This window comes from Ruegeria sp. AD11(2025), assembly GCF_056542405.1.
Window position 1 is genome coordinate 129,277 of record NZ_JBQFZU010000010.1, and the last position, 16,052, is coordinate 145,328.

General features: G+C 59.6%; 16 protein-coding genes. 10 read left to right on the forward strand and 6 right to left on the reverse strand.

Going from position 1 to position 16,052, the window contains the following annotated elements:
- Positions 1-70 precede the first annotated feature (70 nt).
- Complete coding sequence (locus ACR1XY_RS12000; protein ID WP_480593537.1) at positions 71-916, forward strand: HalD/BesD family halogenase; 846 nt, start codon at positions 71-73, stop codon at positions 914-916.
- Between the two features lie 45 nt (positions 917-961).
- Positions 962-1,345, forward strand: a complete 384-nt coding sequence (locus ACR1XY_RS12005; RefSeq protein ID WP_480593540.1) for a bleomycin resistance protein — start codon at positions 962-964, stop codon at positions 1,343-1,345.
- Between the two features lie 81 nt (positions 1,346-1,426).
- Here ACR1XY_RS12005 and ACR1XY_RS12010 read toward each other — a convergent pair whose 3' ends face one another.
- Positions 1,427-2,065: a response regulator transcription factor gene (locus ACR1XY_RS12010; RefSeq protein ID WP_480593543.1), complete on the reverse strand. Its 639-nt coding sequence runs from the start codon at positions 2,063-2,065 to the stop codon at positions 1,427-1,429.
- Positions 2,062-3,495 (reverse strand): cache domain-containing protein, encoded by a 1,434-nt coding sequence (locus tag ACR1XY_RS12015; RefSeq protein WP_480593545.1) that lies wholly within the window; start codon positions 3,493-3,495, stop codon positions 2,062-2,064. The genes ACR1XY_RS12010 and ACR1XY_RS12015 overlap by 4 nt, the downstream gene beginning before the upstream one ends.
- A gap of 249 nt (positions 3,496-3,744) precedes the next feature.
- On the opposite strand from ACR1XY_RS12015, the gene ACR1XY_RS12020 reads away from it, so the two are divergent.
- The 3 genes from ACR1XY_RS12020 (at position 3,745) to ACR1XY_RS12030 (ending at position 8,247) form a co-directional block, all read left to right on the forward strand.
- Positions 3,745-4,827: a TRAP transporter substrate-binding protein gene (locus ACR1XY_RS12020; RefSeq protein WP_480593549.1), complete on the forward strand. Its 1,083-nt coding sequence runs from the start codon at positions 3,745-3,747 to the stop codon at positions 4,825-4,827.
- 121 nt (positions 4,828-4,948) lie between these two features.
- Complete coding sequence (locus ACR1XY_RS12025) at positions 4,949-5,875, forward strand: TRAP transporter small permease subunit (protein ID WP_480593551.1); 927 nt, start codon at positions 4,949-4,951, stop codon at positions 5,873-5,875.
- A gap of 17 nt (positions 5,876-5,892) precedes the next feature.
- A complete protein-coding gene (locus tag ACR1XY_RS12030; protein WP_480593553.1) occupies positions 5,893-8,247 on the forward strand; it encodes a TRAP transporter large permease in 2,355 nt (784 codons plus the stop codon).
- 132 nt (positions 8,248-8,379) lie between these two features.
- Here ACR1XY_RS12030 and ACR1XY_RS12035 read toward each other — a convergent pair whose 3' ends face one another.
- The 4 genes from ACR1XY_RS12035 to ACR1XY_RS12050 all read right to left on the reverse strand — a co-directional run bounded on the left by ACR1XY_RS12035 (position 8,380) and on the right by ACR1XY_RS12050 (position 10,596).
- Positions 8,380-8,769: a VOC family protein gene (locus tag ACR1XY_RS12035; RefSeq protein ID WP_480593556.1), complete on the reverse strand. Its 390-nt coding sequence runs from the start codon at positions 8,767-8,769 to the stop codon at positions 8,380-8,382.
- A 6-nt stretch (positions 8,770-8,775) separates the two neighbouring features.
- Entirely contained in the window at positions 8,776-9,600 is an 825-nt protein-coding gene (locus ACR1XY_RS12040; protein WP_480593561.1) for an arginyltransferase, read from the reverse strand.
- 75 nt (positions 9,601-9,675) lie between these two features.
- Complete coding sequence (locus ACR1XY_RS12045) at positions 9,676-10,107, reverse strand: RDD family protein (RefSeq protein ID WP_480593564.1); 432 nt, start codon at positions 10,105-10,107, stop codon at positions 9,676-9,678.
- 66 nt (positions 10,108-10,173) lie between these two features.
- A complete protein-coding gene (locus ACR1XY_RS12050) occupies positions 10,174-10,596 on the reverse strand; it encodes a DUF2852 domain-containing protein (RefSeq protein ID WP_480593566.1) in 423 nt (140 codons plus the stop codon).
- A 154-nt stretch (positions 10,597-10,750) separates the two neighbouring features.
- Here ACR1XY_RS12050 and ACR1XY_RS12055 point away from each other — a divergent pair, with 154 nt between their 5' ends.
- Genes ACR1XY_RS12055 through ACR1XY_RS12075 form a run of 5 tightly spaced genes read left to right on the forward strand, consistent with a single transcriptional unit; the run spans position 10,751 to position 15,965 of the window.
- The gene (locus ACR1XY_RS12055; protein WP_480593568.1) at positions 10,751-11,140 is read left to right on the forward strand and encodes a DUF4440 domain-containing protein; all 390 of its coding nucleotides are present in this window, start codon (positions 10,751-10,753) and stop codon (positions 11,138-11,140) included.
- Positions 11,137-13,926 carry a [protein-PII] uridylyltransferase family protein gene (locus ACR1XY_RS12060; RefSeq protein WP_480593570.1) on the forward strand — a complete coding sequence of 930 codons (2,790 nt, stop codon included), beginning with the start codon at positions 11,137-11,139 and terminating at the stop codon, positions 13,924-13,926. The genes ACR1XY_RS12055 and ACR1XY_RS12060 overlap by 4 nt, the downstream gene beginning before the upstream one ends.
- Positions 13,913-14,185, forward strand: a complete 273-nt coding sequence (locus ACR1XY_RS12065; protein ID WP_480593572.1) for a hypothetical protein — start codon at positions 13,913-13,915, stop codon at positions 14,183-14,185. The genes ACR1XY_RS12060 and ACR1XY_RS12065 overlap by 14 nt, the downstream gene beginning before the upstream one ends.
- A gap of 38 nt (positions 14,186-14,223) precedes the next feature.
- Complete coding sequence (locus ACR1XY_RS12070; protein ID WP_480593574.1) at positions 14,224-15,426, forward strand: RSP_2647 family RNA methyltransferase; 1,203 nt, start codon at positions 14,224-14,226, stop codon at positions 15,424-15,426.
- Positions 15,423-15,965 (forward strand): RSP_2648 family PIN domain-containing protein, encoded by a 543-nt coding sequence (locus ACR1XY_RS12075; protein WP_480593576.1) that lies wholly within the window; start codon positions 15,423-15,425, stop codon positions 15,963-15,965. Before ACR1XY_RS12070 ends, ACR1XY_RS12075 begins: the two co-directional genes overlap by 4 nt.
- Positions 15,966-16,052 lie beyond the last annotated feature (87 nt).

The following is a 16,052-nucleotide window of genomic DNA, read 5'->3' on the forward strand; positions in this document are numbered from 1 at the left end:
TAAACTGACATGAGGCCCTCCTGTCCCTGATGCACGCTATTCCCAAAGAGTGCGTTCAGGGAGGTGGTTCATGTTGGCGGATTTGGTGGATCTTGGTCGATATCCCATCGATTGCCCGGGCTCGCGCGCCTATGATCAGTTGATTTCGGATCTGCGACGGGAATTGGATGAGGACGGGTGCGCGGTTTTGCCAGGGTTTGCCCATGAGGCGGGGCTTGAGGCGCTGGTCAAGGAGGCCGACGCCGTCGCGTCCCGGGCGCACCGGTCTTTCAACAGGACAAACGCCTATTTCACCAAGGATGATCCGAGCTTTGGGATCGGCCACCCGATACGCCGTTTCTTCGACCGCTCGAACGCGTTTGTTCCGGCGGATAACTTTCCCCAATCCGGCCCATTGCGTCGCATATATGAGTTCGAGGGATTCATGCCGTTTATACGTGACGCTCTGAATGAAACTGATGACCGGTTCTTTCGCTACGACGATCCACTGGCCGATGTGATCATCAACGTGGTGGAAGAGGGGCAGGGGTTCCCGTGGCATTTCGACACCAACAACTACACTGTCACTTTGGCCATTCAGAACGGTGAGGCCGGGGGAGCATTTGAATATGTCCCGAACCTGAGAACCGCTGAGGATGAGAATTTCAGAGAAGTGGCGTCCATTCTGGATGGGGATATGTCGAGAGTGCGTGAACTGAAATTGCAGCCGGGTGATCTGCAGATCTTCAAGGGGCGGTATGCGTTGCACCGGGTGGCTCCGGTAGAGGGCGCGCGCAACCGTTATGTCGGGATATTCTCGTTTGTCGAGGCCGAAGGGATGTGCGGCAGCGTCGAACGCACGCAGCAACTCTATGGGCGGGTTTTGCCGCGTCATCATGAACGAGAGGGGCTGAGAAAGGATCAGTTGCTGGACTAAGATGTGCTAGACTATGGCTGAGTCATTCTGCGGCCGGAGGTACTGGTGCCAGAGATATTGCAGCTTACGCCTTTTGTTCTGTGTTCATCCTTGCAGAAGCAGATTGAATTCTATTGCGACCGTTTGGGGTTTTCCTGCGGGTTCCGGCAGGACAATTACGCGTTCCTGTCTTTGGGCTCTGTGGCCATCCGGTTGCTGGAATGCCCACCGCGCGACGACGGCCTGCCGTTGGGGGATGATCAATCGTTTTACATAGATGTGGATGGGATCGACGAACTGTATGAGAACCTGAGTACGCGATTGGCAGATCTTCCCAAGGGACGGGTGCGCCCACCTTTTGATCAGCCCTATCAGCAACGCGAGTTTCATGTCATAGACGAAGATGGCACTCTGGTGTTTTTTGGTCAGGACATCCGCCCGAGCAGCTAGGCGCTCCCGTCCGCAGTCAACGCGCCTGCGGCACATCTCCGCCGGTTGGGCCGGGCAGCGCGTGCCGCGCTGCGGGTGCGCCTAGAAGCCTGGGCTGGTGCCTTGCAGTACCCCATGTTCAAGAGCGTAGCGGGTCAGGCCGGCGGTGGAGGAAATCCCCAGCTTGCGCTTGATGTTCTTGCGGTGGGTTTCCACCGTGCGCACCGAGATTTCCAGTGCCAGGGCGACCTCTTTGTTGGATTTACCCTGTGCCAGTTCCAGCAGGATCGTCTGTTCGCGCCCAGTCAGCGCCTCGCGTGCGCTGTCTTTCTTGGGTTCCAGTGATCCGCTTGCCCCGGTGCACAGGTATTGCTCGCCGCGCATCACAGCATCGATGGCCTGTTTGATCTCGTCTGTCGGGACGTCTTTCAACACATAGCCCTTGGCACCGTGGCTGAGCGCGGTCGAGATGTATTCCGGGCTGTCATGCATCGACAGGATCAGGATGCGGGTGTTGGGCAAGCGCTCGAGGATCATCTCGGTTGCGCTGAGACCGCCGAGACCAGGCATGTTAAGATCCATCAGGATGACATCAGGGGAAAGGTCTGTAGCCTGGTCAACAGCCTCCTGACCAGTGCCGAGCGTGCCGACTACCGCGATTTCGGGGTAGCTTTCGAGGATCGACTGGATCCCTTCGGCCACCATCGGGTGATCGTCTACAATGAGTACTCGGATTGTCATGTACCGGCCTTTCGGTTCGGAGATGCATCTTCCCGCGGCGGGAGCAGGTGGCTGAGCGGCAGACTGGCCTCGATCACGGTGCCGCCACGCGGGCCGCGTGATGACAGAATGCGCAGGGAGCCGTCAAGCTGTTCGATACGTTCCTGCATGTTGCGCAACCCGATCCCGGTGCTTGCCTGGCCCTGTCCGTTGGGCAGGCCCCGACCGTTGTCGGTGATGCGCATCGTGGCGCCTTTTTTATGGCCGCGCAGGTCGATATTAACACGGGTTGCGCCAGAATGGCGTTCGATATTCGTCAGGGCCTCTTGCGCGATGCGGTAGAGGGCGATCTTGCTGTCCTGATCCAGACGGTTTCGGAACACCACCGTCGTGAACTCGGTCTCGATCCCGGTGCGTTCTCGGAAATCGTCGGTCAGCGTTTTCAGGGCGGGGCCGAGGCCCAGATCGTCCAAGACGCCGGGGCGCAGATCGCGGCTGATGCGGCGGACTTCGGTGATGGCGGTGCCGAGGTGGTCGATGCCCTTGTCCAAGGGCGCGCGGGCGCCATCATCGTCTCCGCGATCCATCCGTCGCCTTGTGTTGTCCAGCGCGTAACGAACCCCGACAAGAATTTGGCTGATCCCGTCGTGTAATTCGCGCGCTACGCGGCCGCGCTCTTCTTCCTGCGCGTCAAAAACCCGCTGGGTCAGTTCCTTGAGCTTGGCATCTGCCAGCCGTCGCTCGCGGACATTCAGCAACATGCCTGAGGCAAAGACAATCAGCACGGCGGCCACAACGATACCACCAATATACAAGAAGGTGCGCTGTACGCGGGCTTCGACTTCTGCCCGGGCGTTGGCGACGGTCGCCACGATATCGTCGATGAAGACGCCGGTGCCGACGGCCCATTGCCAATCCTGCAGGCCGACGACGTAGGCGATCATCTGCGCCTCTTCCCCGGTCGAAGGCTTTTGCCACATAAAGCTGTGCCAACCAGCCCCTTGCCGGGCGAGGCTGATGAACTCGTCCACAATCGGGATGCCGTCGCTGTCTGTCAGGCCCTCCCAGTTGCGGTTGATGAACTCGGTTTGACGCGGGCTAACGAGGTTGTTGCCGTCATAGTCATAGACGAAAAAGAATCCGTCTTTCCCGTAGATCATTGCGGACAGGATCTGCGTTACCAGATTTTTGGCGACATGATCATCAGGCGAGGCACGTCCGTAGATATAGGCGAAACCGTTCCTGGCCTGCGTGACGTAGTTCTTCAGCTCTTCTTTCTTGGCTTCGATCAACCGGCGCTCCAGCGCCTGAATCTCGCGCTCGGCGGTTGCGCGGGATTCATGGGCGACCAGCAACGCAATTGCTGCCACGGCCACGACCAGTGGAATTGCCGCAACAAGCGACAGCTTCTGGCCATAGGTCAGTGAGATCAGGTTTCGAAGTCCCCTCATGGTCGAATCGATACGCAAGCGCGCTGGAAAATGCAAAATTTTTGGGTCACACGCGCATTATATTGGCCAGAAATCTTGGAAATTCTTGGCAACTTGCGCGTTTTCAGTCGCTGGAGCCCGAAAAACCCGGCCGTCTACGCAGTAATAGGTATTCACATTCAGGACCTGCCCCTTAGTCTGACGCGCACTGACAACGACCGCGCCCGGATTTTTGTCCGGGTTTAGAATATGTAGGGGAGGAACACTCATATGGATCGTCGTTCATTTCTGAAAACATCTGCTCTGGGCGGCTCGGCAGCTGCGGCCACCACGCTGGCAGCTCCGGCCTATGCGCAGGGCAATCGTACCCTGACCATGGTGACCTCGTGGGGTCGTGGTGCGGCAGGTGTGTTTGACAGCGCGCAGCGGTGTGCAGACAGCATTAATGCGATGTCGGATGGCAGCCTGACGATTGACATCAAAGCCGCCGGTGAACTGGTTGGCGCGTTTGAGGTTTTTGACGCCGTATCGTCGGGTCAGGCCGATATGTATCACGCAGCTGACTACTACTTCGTCGGTCAGCACCCTGGCTATGCCTTCTTCACCGCCGTTCCCTTCGGCATGACCGCGCAGGAACAGGTGAACTGGTACTACCATGACGGCGGCATGGAGCTACATGACGAACTGGGTGAAATCTTTGGTTTGAAATCCTTCCTCGCCGGGAACACCGGCGCGCAGGCGGGCGGCTGGTTCTCGAAAGAGATCAACGGCCCCGAAGATTTCCAGGGCCTGAAGTTCCGGATGCCGGGTCTTGGCGGGCAGGCATTGGGCAAGCTGGGTGCATCCGTTCAGAACATCCCCGGTTCCGAAGTTTACCAGGCACTGTCCTCGGGCGCGATCGACGGCACCGAATGGATCGGTCCATGGGCCGACGAAAAGATGGGCTTCCAGGAAATCACCAAGACTTTCTATACAGCGGGCTTCCACGAGCCGGCAGCGGGTCTTTCCCTGGCAACCAACCGCGATGTCTTCGACGAGCTGACCCCGGCGCAGCAAAAGATCATCGAGCTTGCCGCCGCCGAAGCGCACCAGTGGAACCTGGCGCAATTCCTTGCCAACAATGGTGCCGCTCTGCAGCGTCTGCAGTCGGGTGGCGTGAAGGTTCTGGCATTCCCGGACAGCGTTTGGGATGCCTTCGGTCAGGCCAGCCAGGAAGTTCTGGATGAAAACATGGGCGATGAACTGTTCAAGAAAATCCACGACAGCGCGATGGCGTCGATGGCCGCGTCGTCGGCTTGGTTGAACCTGTCGTCGGGTGCTTACACCACGCAGCGCGACCGCGTACGCGGTTAATTCTTGAAACTATGCTAGACTGGTTTCCCCGCAATAGTGGGGAAACCTTTCCTGTTGCACATGCGCGGTTCGGACAAAGCCGCAAACAATAGCAGTGCAACCGATACGACCTGGGGACAACATGCAGGACGATAACGGTATCTCGTTCTTTGGCGCCCTGTGGAACGGACTGATCTGGTTCGTTCAGAACATCGCCGAAGCCTTCTATAATTTCGGATACGCCATCACGCATCCGCAACTCTGGCTGAACTGGTCGGACAAAGAAGCAATCATGCGCTTTGTCTATTACGGCGGATCGGTCGAGTTCTTCTTTGTGGTATTCACCTTCTTTCTGGTTTTGACGGCCATCGGGTTTTACTACCGGAGCTTCATGTGGGGGATGGTGCGCGTCCTCGAAGGGTTCGCCAACACGACGGGGCGTTTCTTTGCCTGGGCGGGACTGCTGATGGTGATTCAGCAAATCGTTATCGTTTTCATGCAACGGGTGTTTGCGCGGCCGGACATGTCTTTTGGTCTGGGCATACCGTTCAATCAGGATATCAGCTGGTACGCGGAAGAGCTGAAGCTGTATAACGCGATGGTCGTTTGCCTGTGCTGCACCTACACCTTCGTTCAGGGCGGTCATGTACGTGTCGATCTTGTCTATGCCGGGATCAGCCACCGGGCCAAGCGCGTGATCGATATGCTGGGATCGTTGTTTTTCATGATGCCCATCGCCGTGCTGACATGGATGTATGGCTGGTATTTCATGTGGCGGCACCTGATCGTACCGAAACCATCGGCCAGTGACGCGCTGGATCGGTTGATCGCGAAGTCCCGCGCGCTGCGGTGGAACGTGGAAACCATCGGGTTCAGCCCAAACGGATTCAACGCTTATTTCCTGTTCAAAATCCTGCTGGTCTGCTTCGCGGCCATGGTGTTCTTGCACGCGATCGCCTTCCTGTACCGATCGTATCTGGAATACGTTGAAGGACCGGACAGCGTTGGAAAATACCTCGACAAGGACACCCTTGGCGAGGGTGAAGAAGCCTACGAAGGCGCACATTAAGGACGGAGACCAAGACAATGCTATTCGGACTTGATGGCGTCGAGATAGGCCTCATTATCGTATTCTTTTGCCTTTTCGGAGGCATCCTTTCCGGTTTTCCGGTGGCCTTTGCCATTGGTGGGGCAGGGATCATTTCCTTCGGGATCATCGCGGCGCTGGACAGTGCAGGGCTGTTGATCCACCAGGCGATTGACACCGGATCACAAGCCTATCGGGATCTGGTCAATTCAGGGGTTAAGCCCGATACCGTGTCCGTGTTCCGATACCCGGACTTACCGAGGATCGCCGAGCCGGTTTTTGTGCAGGGTTGGGAAACCGCGTTGGACCGCAACGTCTCGTTCATCGTGAACCGTATCAACGAGCGTGTTCTGGCAGGTCAATCCATCGAGACCCTGCTGGCTGTGCTGATGTTCGTGCTGATGGGTATCACGCTGGAACGCTCGAAGATTGCCAACGACCTGCTGACCACGATGGCGCGTGTCTTTGGCCCCCTGCCGGGTGGTCTGGCCGTGTCGATCGTAGTTGTGGGCGCGTTTCTGGCGGCTTCGACCGGGATCGTGGGCGCGACCGTAGTGACCATGGGCCTGCTGGCGCTGCCGACCATGCTGCGGAACAACTATTCGCCAGAACTGGCGACCGGTGTGATTGCGGCATCGGGAACGCTGGGACAGATCATTCCGCCCTCGATCGTGATCGTTCTGCTAGGCACGCTGGCCGGAGATCTGTATTCCACCGCGCAGGAAACCCGCGCTGTTGAGGCCGGATGCACCGATGCGCTGACCTATCTGGGTGAGCCTGCTGTTGTCTCGGTGGGTACTTTGTTCCAGGCGGCGCTATTGCCGGGGATCATGCTGGCCTTGCTCTATGCGCTTTACGCCTTTGGTTATGCGCTGCTGAACCCGGAAAAGGCACCAGCGGTTGAGATGACGGGCGGAAGCGGTGAACCGATCACCCGTGCCGAAGGGCTGACCTGGCTTCTGGGGGCGCCGGTTGCGCTGATCGTGGGCGCGGTTCTGCTGGGCAGCGCCGGTGTTATAGGCAGCCAGAATATCAATGTCTCTGCGTTTTCGGATATCGGCGCCGGTGCCTCGCTGCGCACCAACGTGTCGGCGGAGTGTCAGGCATCGATGATCGAGCTGCACGGTCAATCTGCATGGGATCAGGCTGTGGCCGAGCAAGAAGCTATCGACGCAGCCGGTGGAACGGCCGCGTCCACACGCCTGAGCGAGGAAGAACTGGCCTCGGCTCTGGAAGCCAAGATTGCCGCGGCTGCTCCGATTGGCAATGGTGTTGCTGTGGTTGTGGTGCTGCTGGGTCTGACGCTGCTGATGGGACGCGGTATCGCACCGTCGAAATCGCCGCAGCCGCTGATCGTCGGGACCATTGGCCTGCTGCTGATGCTGCTGGTTGATTTGGTCTTGATCGCGCCGACGACCTCGTCCGGGGCCACGTTCCTGTTGCTGGCGGTACCGTTTGCGCTGGCCATCTACGGGTCTAAGGAGGCGGCGATACGGTGTTCGAGCAACGATCTGATCCGGGTGGTCTTCCCGCCGCTGGTTCTGATCATCGCAGTGCTCGGATCAATCCTTGGGGGTATCACCAACCCGACACCGGCGGCTGCGCTGGGGGCAGGCGGGGCGATCATGCTGGCGGCTTATCGCAAGCTGCAGGATCAGGAGCGCTCGGGCAAAGTGATCATCTGGTCGACCTTTGCCGTCATCATCTGCCTTGTTCTGGGTGTAAACTTCGACCTGCGCGTCAACCAAGGCAACGTAACGGTGGAAACCTGGATTGCCTTCGTTCTGGCCTATGCAACGTACCTGTATGCGCTGTTTGGCCTGATCTACGGCTGCTGGGTCCTGTTCTCCAGTGGAGTGCTGACCCCGGTGGTGCGTGAGACGGCCAAGGTGACCTCGATGGTCTTTACCATCCTGATCGGGTCGCAGTTGCTGAACCTTGTGGTGATCTCGTTCGGAGGTGAGCACTATATCCAGCAGTTCCTCAAGAGCTTTGACAACGAGTTCACGGTCTTCCTGATCGTGATGCTGGTGCTGTTCATTCTTGGGTTCGTGCTGGACTTCCTCGAAATCATCTACATCGTGATCCCAATTGTGGGTCCGGTGATCTATGGCGGGTCGTTCGATCCGAAATGGGTAACAATCATGGTGGCGGTGAACCTGCAGACCTCGTTCCTGACGCCTCCGTTCGGTTTTGCGCTGTTCTACCTGCGGGGGGTCGCGCCGAAAGAGGTGACAACAGGTCATATCTATCGCGGTATCGTGCCTTTCGTGATCATTCAGGTTGTTGGGATTGCGATCCTGTGGTTCTTCCCGTCGATTGTGACCATCGTACCGGATCTGATCCCGAACTGATATGTTGCTGTGATTAAATAGAAAAGGGGGCCATATGGCCCCCTTTGCTTTGGTGAATTGCGGAAGGGACCAGCCCCTTCTTGGCCTGCGGCCAATTTAACCCCGAGGTGTTTTAGCCGGAGGAAAGGTGGATCAGGTGAACTGGATCAGGTCCCAACGATTGCCGAAAGGGTCGCGCCAGACGGCAACTGTGCCATAGGGTTCGTGTCTTGGGTTTTCTTCGAAATGGACACCCTTGGCGCGCATTGCGGCGTGGTCGCGGTCAAAGTCATCCGTTTGCAGGAAGAAGCCAACGCGTCCTCCGGTCTGATTGCCGATGGCGGCGGTCTGGTTCAGACCGTCAGCCCGGGCCAGCAATAGGGAGGCACCGGCTGAACCCGGAGGTGTCACCAGCACCCAACGTTTACCGCCGCCCAGATCAATATCCTGCGTCAGAGTGAAGCTCAGTGTGCGGGTGTAGAATGCGATGGCGGTATCGTAATCCGGCACCACAAGGGTGACGGCGTGTAGGCTCTGATGCATGAAGGATCACCCTTTGGTCGGGTGGCGGTCGGGCAGCTGAATGCCTGCGACCTGTTCCGCGATCGGGGCCGTAGAAAGGGGGTGATGGCTGGCCTCGGCCAATGCGGCCGGATTGTCGACGCGGTTCCAATTGCCCTGCATATAGGCCTCAAGCCCCGAGAAACGCGCTTTGTATCCCATCTTGGGGCTGCCAGGCACCCAATAGCCGAGATAGACATAGGGCAGGCCAGCCTCGCGCGCGATGTCGATATGATCGAGGATCATATGGGTGCCCAGCGAGTTTTGGGGCTGTTCCGGGTCATAGAAGGAATAGACCATGCTAAGCCCGTCATCCAGAACGTCGGTCAGGCTGACAGCAATCAGTTGATCGGTTTCGGGGTCGGCATATTCCACCACGCGGCTGCGGATCGGGGTTTCTTCGATCATGGCGGCGAATTCAAACACGTCCATATCGGCCATGCCGCCATCGGCGTGGCGGCTATCGAGATAGCGGCGAAACAGATCGTACTGTTCATCCGTTGCCCAAGGCGAATTTGCCCGGCGCCGCAGGTGCGCGTTGCGTTTGGCGGTGCGTTTCTGGCTTTTGCTGGGGCGAAAGGCCGAGACGTCGATGCGGGCGGACAGACAGGCTGCACAATCGGTGCAGGACGGGCGGTAAAGTACGTTCTGAGACCGGCGAAACCCCTGTTGCGACAGTGAGTTGTTAAGCTGATCGGCCCCTTCGCCCTGCAGGGCGGTGAACAGCTTGCGCTCCATCCTGCCCTCAAGGTAAGGGCAGGGCTGGGGTGCCGTCACATAGAATTGCGGCGCGATTGGCAGCGTGTGTCGCATGAAGGTCCCGTGTCTCCTGAGATAGGATGATAACAACGGTTCCTTGAGCCGCCAAGTGATTCAATCGGCTGATTTTTATGCCCGCTGGTTGATCATTACCGTACCGAGGAACGCATCGGTCAGGCCCTGACAGCGCGCGCTGGTCAGCATCATTATGACGGAAATGATCTGAACCACGAAAAACGCCATGCTGATGAAATATCCGGCAGTGTGGGCCACGGCCTTACCCGTATCCATGCGAGATCCAAAGGCGTCGCGCAGTTCGATCCCCATGAACCGCATCCCCAGCGTTGCCGATCCGTTGGCAATCGTGACGACGCGATAGACGAAACTGATCACTCCATAGATCAGCGGCAGAAAGAACAGCCCCGCGCCGAATGTCAGAAAAACCGGCACGATGCACAGCAGTGAGATAAAGGCGATGTCAAAAAGCCATGCAACAAAGCGCTTGGTTGCAACCGATTGATAGAATTCGGGTTGGTTGTCTGGATCAGGCAGGTGAGTCATTCAGTGTAATCCGCGTCGTTGATTGGGGTCACCCTGTCCCGAAAGACGGGACAGGGCAAGGTTGGATCAGGCGCGCTCGCCGTTTTCGGCCTCGTCGCGGCTTTCGCGGACGCGTTCGTCCATGAACTGATCAAACTCGGCCTTGTCCTTGGCTTCGCGCAAACGGCGCAGGAAAGCCTCGAAGTCCTGCTGTTCCCGCTCCAGACGTGCCAGAGTGTCGGCCTTGTAGGCGTCAAACGCGCTGTTGCCCGAAGGCTTCATCGCGCTCATGTGGCTGTGCCAGGATTTGCGGCGGCTGCAGGATTTGCTGAACATGCGTTTGCTCCAGATCATGTAGGCCAGAAGGGCAAGGCCAACGGGCCAGAAGAAGATGAAACCAAGGACCATGACGGCGATCCAGGCGCCCTTGCCCTTGTCGTCAAGCCAGGCTTCGATACGGTGCAGCCATCCCGGGTTTTCAGGGACGGCGGGGTCGGATAGTGCAGTCATTTGTGGTCTCCGGGGTTGATGTTAATCGTTTTGACATTGTTAAGATGGGGAGCGCGCGGCCCGTTGCAAGGGGTCGATGTGAAAAAGATTCACATTAGGTGCGGCGGGACCTTCTTCGGTTGACCTTCGCCCGGATCGGGCGCAGGTTTTGCGCATGCAGAATACAGAACAAAAATCACCTCCGACGCTGGACGAAATTCTTTCTCTGGAAAAGCAGGTCTGGGCTGCGCTGGTTGACGGCAATGCCTCGGCCGACCGGGCGCTGCTGAGTGCGGATTTTCTGGGAGTGTATCCGACCGGCTTTGCCAATCGGGATGATCATGTTGGGCAGTTTGCCGATGCGCCGACCATGGCCCGGTATGAGTTGAGCGAGACGAAACTACGGGTTCTGACCCGTGACATCGTGCTGTTGACCTATCGCGCGGACTATCAGCGCCCCGGATCAGATACGTGGGAGGCGATGCTGATCTCATCCCTGTGGGAGCGGCGCCTGGACGTCTGGGTCAACAGTTTCAGCCAGGATACCCCGGTGGAGGCGCAATGACCGGCCCGCTGAACATCCACCGCGTTCCGCGTGCCTTCGATGCCTCCTTGGGTGAAGAGGCGCTGAATGCGGTTTCCGACGTTTCTCACGAACAGGGCGAGTTGATTGCAGGGGCGGCAGGGTCCAGCCCCTACTTGAAGAGCCTGATCGAGCATGAACGCGGATGGTTGCCGCAAGCCCTTCAGCAACCCGATCAGGCGCTGGCCGAGGTCATGGCTGCGGCAAAAGCCTTGCCGCCGGATCAGTTAAAGCCGGGATTGCGTCAGGCAAAACGGCAGATGGCGCTGTTAACCGCGCTGGCTGATCTGGCCGGGGCGTGGCCGTTGGAGAAGGTCACAGCGGCACTGACGGATTTCGGTGCGTTGGCTGCGGATGTGGCCGCCAAGGCCGAGATTGCGGCGCTGATCCGGCGCGGCAAGCTGCCCGGTATGGGGCCGGATGATGTCGAAACCGCCGCCGGGATGATCATTCTGGCGATGGGTAAGATGGGCGCACACGAGCTGAACTACAGTTCGGATATCGACCTGATCGTGCTGTTCGATGAAACCCGCTTTGACCCGGATGATTTCTACGACGTTAGGCACGGCATGGTGCGGGCGACGCGGAATTTCTGCGCCACGCTTAGCGACAAGACCGCCGATGGCTATGTATTTCGCACCGACCTGCGCTTGCGCCCCGATCCGGCGGTGACCCCGGTCTGCATGGCGGCTGAGGCGGCCGAACGGTATTATGAAAGCCTCGGCCGCACATGGGAACGCGCTGCGTATATCAAGGCGCGCGCCTGTGCCGGCGATTTGGCGGCAGGACAACGCTTTCTGGATACGCTGCGACCCTTTGTCTGGCGCCGCCATCTGGATTTTGCCGCCATTCAGGACGCTCACGACATGCGCCTGCGCATTCGTGAGAACAAGGGCACCGGCGGAGCGCTGACGATCCCGGGCCATGACATGAAGCTGGGGCAGGGCGGTATCCGCGAGATTGAGTTTTTCACCCAAACCCGCCAATTGATCGCCGGGGGCCGCGACCCTAATCTGCGGGTGCGGGGCACCGTGCCTGGTCTGGCCGCGCTGGCTGAAAAAGGTTGGATCCCCCAGGAGGTTTCCGACAAGCTGACCGACCACTACCGCGCCCATCGCGAGGTCGAGCATCGCATCCAGATGGTTCATGACTCGCAGACCCACAAGGTGCCTCAATCGCAGGACGGGATCGAACGCATTGCCTGTCTGATGGGGATCGGCAGCGCCGAGTTGACCGCCGAATTGACGCGCCGCCTGACCGAGGTTCATGAACTGACCGAAGGGTTTTTTGCCCCCGGCTCTTCAACCACAGCACCGGCCAAAGAAGCCGAGTTCGACCAAAGCGTTCTGGCCCGCTGGCCCACCTATCCGGCGCTGCGCTCACAGCGGGGCGCACGGATATTCGAACGGCTCAAGCCCGAACTGCTCTCGCGTTTGTCGAAAACCGCGAAACCGGATGAGGCGCTGATGGCGTTGGACGGGTTCCTGTCAGGCTTGCCCGCCGGGGTACAGCTGTTTTCCCTGTTCGAAGCCAACCCACAACTGATCGACCTGCTGGTGGATATCGTGGGGACCTCGCACGCGCTGGCCGAACATTTATCGCGCAATGCAGCCGTGTTCGATGCGGTGATTGGCGGCAGTTTCTTCGCTGACTGGCCCGGGCAGCCGGTGTTACAGGCCGAACTGTCACAGGCGCTGGCGCATGAGGCGGACTATGAAACACAGCTCGATTACGCCCGCCGCTGGTGCAAGGAATGGCATTTCCGCATCGGGGTTCACCATCTGCGCGGGTTGATAGACGGGGCGCAAGCCGGGCAGCAATATGCCGAACTGGCCAGCACGGTAATCGCTGCGATCCTGCCCTGTGTGACCGAGCAATTTGCCAAGAAACACGGACCTGCGCCGGGACGTGGGGCGGCTGTGCTGGGCATGGGATCGATCGGGGCGGGGCGGATCAATTCTCAATCCGATCTGGATATGATCGTAATCTATGACCCGCAGGATCAGGACATGTCCGACGGCCCGCGCCCACTGGCCACGCGCACCTATTACGCCCGTTTTACGCAGGCGCTAATCACCGCGCTGTCGGCACCGATGTCTCAGGGGCGGCTTTACGAGGTCGACATGCGCTTGCGCCCCTCGGGCAATCAGGGGCCGGTGGCGACCAGCTGGGCCAGCTTTACCAATTATCAACAGAACGAAGCCTGGGTGTGGGAGCATCTGGCCCTGACCCGCGCCTGCGTGGTGGCTGGAAACGCTGGGCTGGTGCAGGATATCGAGGCCTTCCGCGCCGATTTCCTGAAAAAGCCCGAAGATCGCGGAAAGGTCCTGCGGGAAGTGGCCGAGATGCGCGCTCGTCTCGCGGCAGCCAAATCTCCGGTCGGGATATGGGATGCCAAGAACGGTGCGGGCCGGATGATGGATATTGAGCTGATGGCGGAAACCGGGGCGCTGTTGTCGGGCGTCGCGCAGCGTGATGTACAGTCCGGGTTGGACGGTGCTGTCGCTGCGGGATTGCTGGATGTCGCTCAAGCGCAAACGCTCAACGATTGCTACGAACTATGCTGGTCAGTGCAATGCGCGGCCCGGCTGCTGTCGGGCAAGGTGATCGAGGCCGACAAGATCGGCGAGGGTGGTGCAGCATTCCTGTGCCGCGCGACCGGGTTCGAACAGGTCGAACAGCTTCAGGCCGCCTTGCAGGACAGTTATACCACCGCCGCCGGGATCATCGGCAGCGTGATCGAGGAGGGCAAAGATGCCGCGCAGTGACGATCCGAATGATCACAAGGGCCTGATCCGTGAGGCTTATCGCATCGACGGCATCACGCTGCCCGAATGCCGCAGCATCTTCCTGGACTGGGCGCTCAGCCTGCCGGCAGAGCGGGACCAAAAGCAGGCTCTGACCGAGTTGCACGCCGCCTACGCCGCGCAAGAGGCCGATCACCCGATGACTCAGGTACTGGCCGAAGGGCTGCAATCGGCGCAGGCACCGAAACGGCGCGGCGGCTGGCGATCCCGGTCCCGCTAGGGCTTTCCCCCCGACGCGTTCACCACTAAGAAGGCGTCATGACCCAAGCCACCGACCGCCCCCGTATCCGCCTGAAACCCAAAGCCAACGCGCGTGGTTTGCGCCATGGCTTCCCGTGGGTCTATGCCAATGACATCGTCACCGACCGCCGCACGCGCAAAATCCCGGTAGGTGCCTTGGCGGTGCTCGAGGACGAGAAACGCGCGCCCATCGCATTGGTTGCGGTGAACCCCGAGTCCAAGATCATGTGCCGCGTTCTGGATCGCGATCTGGATGCCGAGCTGAACGCCGAATGGTTCGAAACCCGCCTGCGCCGCGCGCTGGAGATGCGCGAGCGCCTGTTCGACGCGCCGTATTACCGCCTGATCCATGCCGAGGCGGACGGCTTTCCCGGCGTGATCATCGACCGGTTCGGGGACGCCTGCGTTATCCAACCTAACGCTGCCTGGGCCGAGACGCACCTGGACAAGCTAACCGATGCTTTGGTCCGTGTCACCGGCGTGACGACGGTGTTGAAAAACGCCTCGGGCCGCACCCGCGGGCTGGAGGGGCTGGACGACGAGAACCAAACTCTGCGCGGCGCCGCGCCCGATGCACCGCTGCGGGTGCCGATGAACGGGGCTATTTATATGGCCGACCTGACCGGCGGTCAGAAAACCGGCCTGTTCTACGACCAGCGTCCCAACCATGCCTTCGCCGCGCGGCTGGTACAGCCGGGCGCGCAGGTGCTCGACGTGTTCAGCCATGTGGGCGGGTTCGGTCTGGCCATGCTGGCCGGAGGGGCGGCTCAGGCTCTGTCCGTTGACGGTTCTGCCGCAGCACTTGAACTGGCCACAAAGGGGGCGAACGCCTCGGGCTGTGCCGACCGTTTCCAAACCCGGCAGGGCGATGCCTTCGACGTCCTCACGCAACTGGGCGAAGAAGACGCGCAATTTGATGTGGTCATCTGCGACCCGCCCGCCTTTGCGCCCTCGAAACAGGCGCTGGATGCAGGGCTTCGCGCCTATGAACGCGTGGCGCGGCTGGCGGCACCTTTGGTAAAGCCCGGCGGTTATCTCGGCCTGTGTTCCTGTTCTCATGCCGCCGATCTTGGCCTTTTCCGCGATGCGTCCTCGCGCGGCATAGGCCGGGCAGGGCGGCAGGCACAGCTGATCCACACAGGCTTTGCCGGACCTGATCACCCGCAATTGCCGCAACTGGCAGAAAGCGGTTACCTCAAAGCTGTGTTCTATCGGCTGTGAGGGCGGTTCTGGATACCTGCGTCATCTACCCCACGGTGATGCGAGAGATGCTGCTGGGCGCGGCCAAGCGCGGTCACTTTCAACCTCTTTGGTCGGCCCGTATCCTTGAGGAATGGGCCCGCGCCGCCCGCAAACTCGGCCCTGATGGCGAGGCACAGGCTCGCGCCGAAATCGCCCTGACCCAAGCGCATTGGCCAGACGCGGAGCGCGCGGCGCAACCGGGCCTCGAACAGCGCCTCTGGTTGCCGGACAGCGCCGATATTCACGTTCTCGCCACGGCCATCGCAGCCTCGGCGGACGTCATCGTCACCGTCAACGCCAAGGATTTCCCAAGAAATATTCTGTCGGATGAGGGGCTTGAGCGGCGCGACCCTGACAGTTTGCTACACGGCTTCTGGCAAAACGACACTGATGGCATGATCGATCTTGCGAACCGGGTGCTGGCCGAGGCCAACCGCCTGTCCGGAGACCAATGGACATTACGCGCCCTGATGAAAAAGGCGCGGCTTCCAAGACTGGGGAAAGCCTTAACTCACTAGGCTCAGGACCCATTGATTTCCGTATAGCGGCGTGATTCACGGTTCGAAAACGAGCGGTGAACATGTCTGATCTTTTCTGGCTTACAG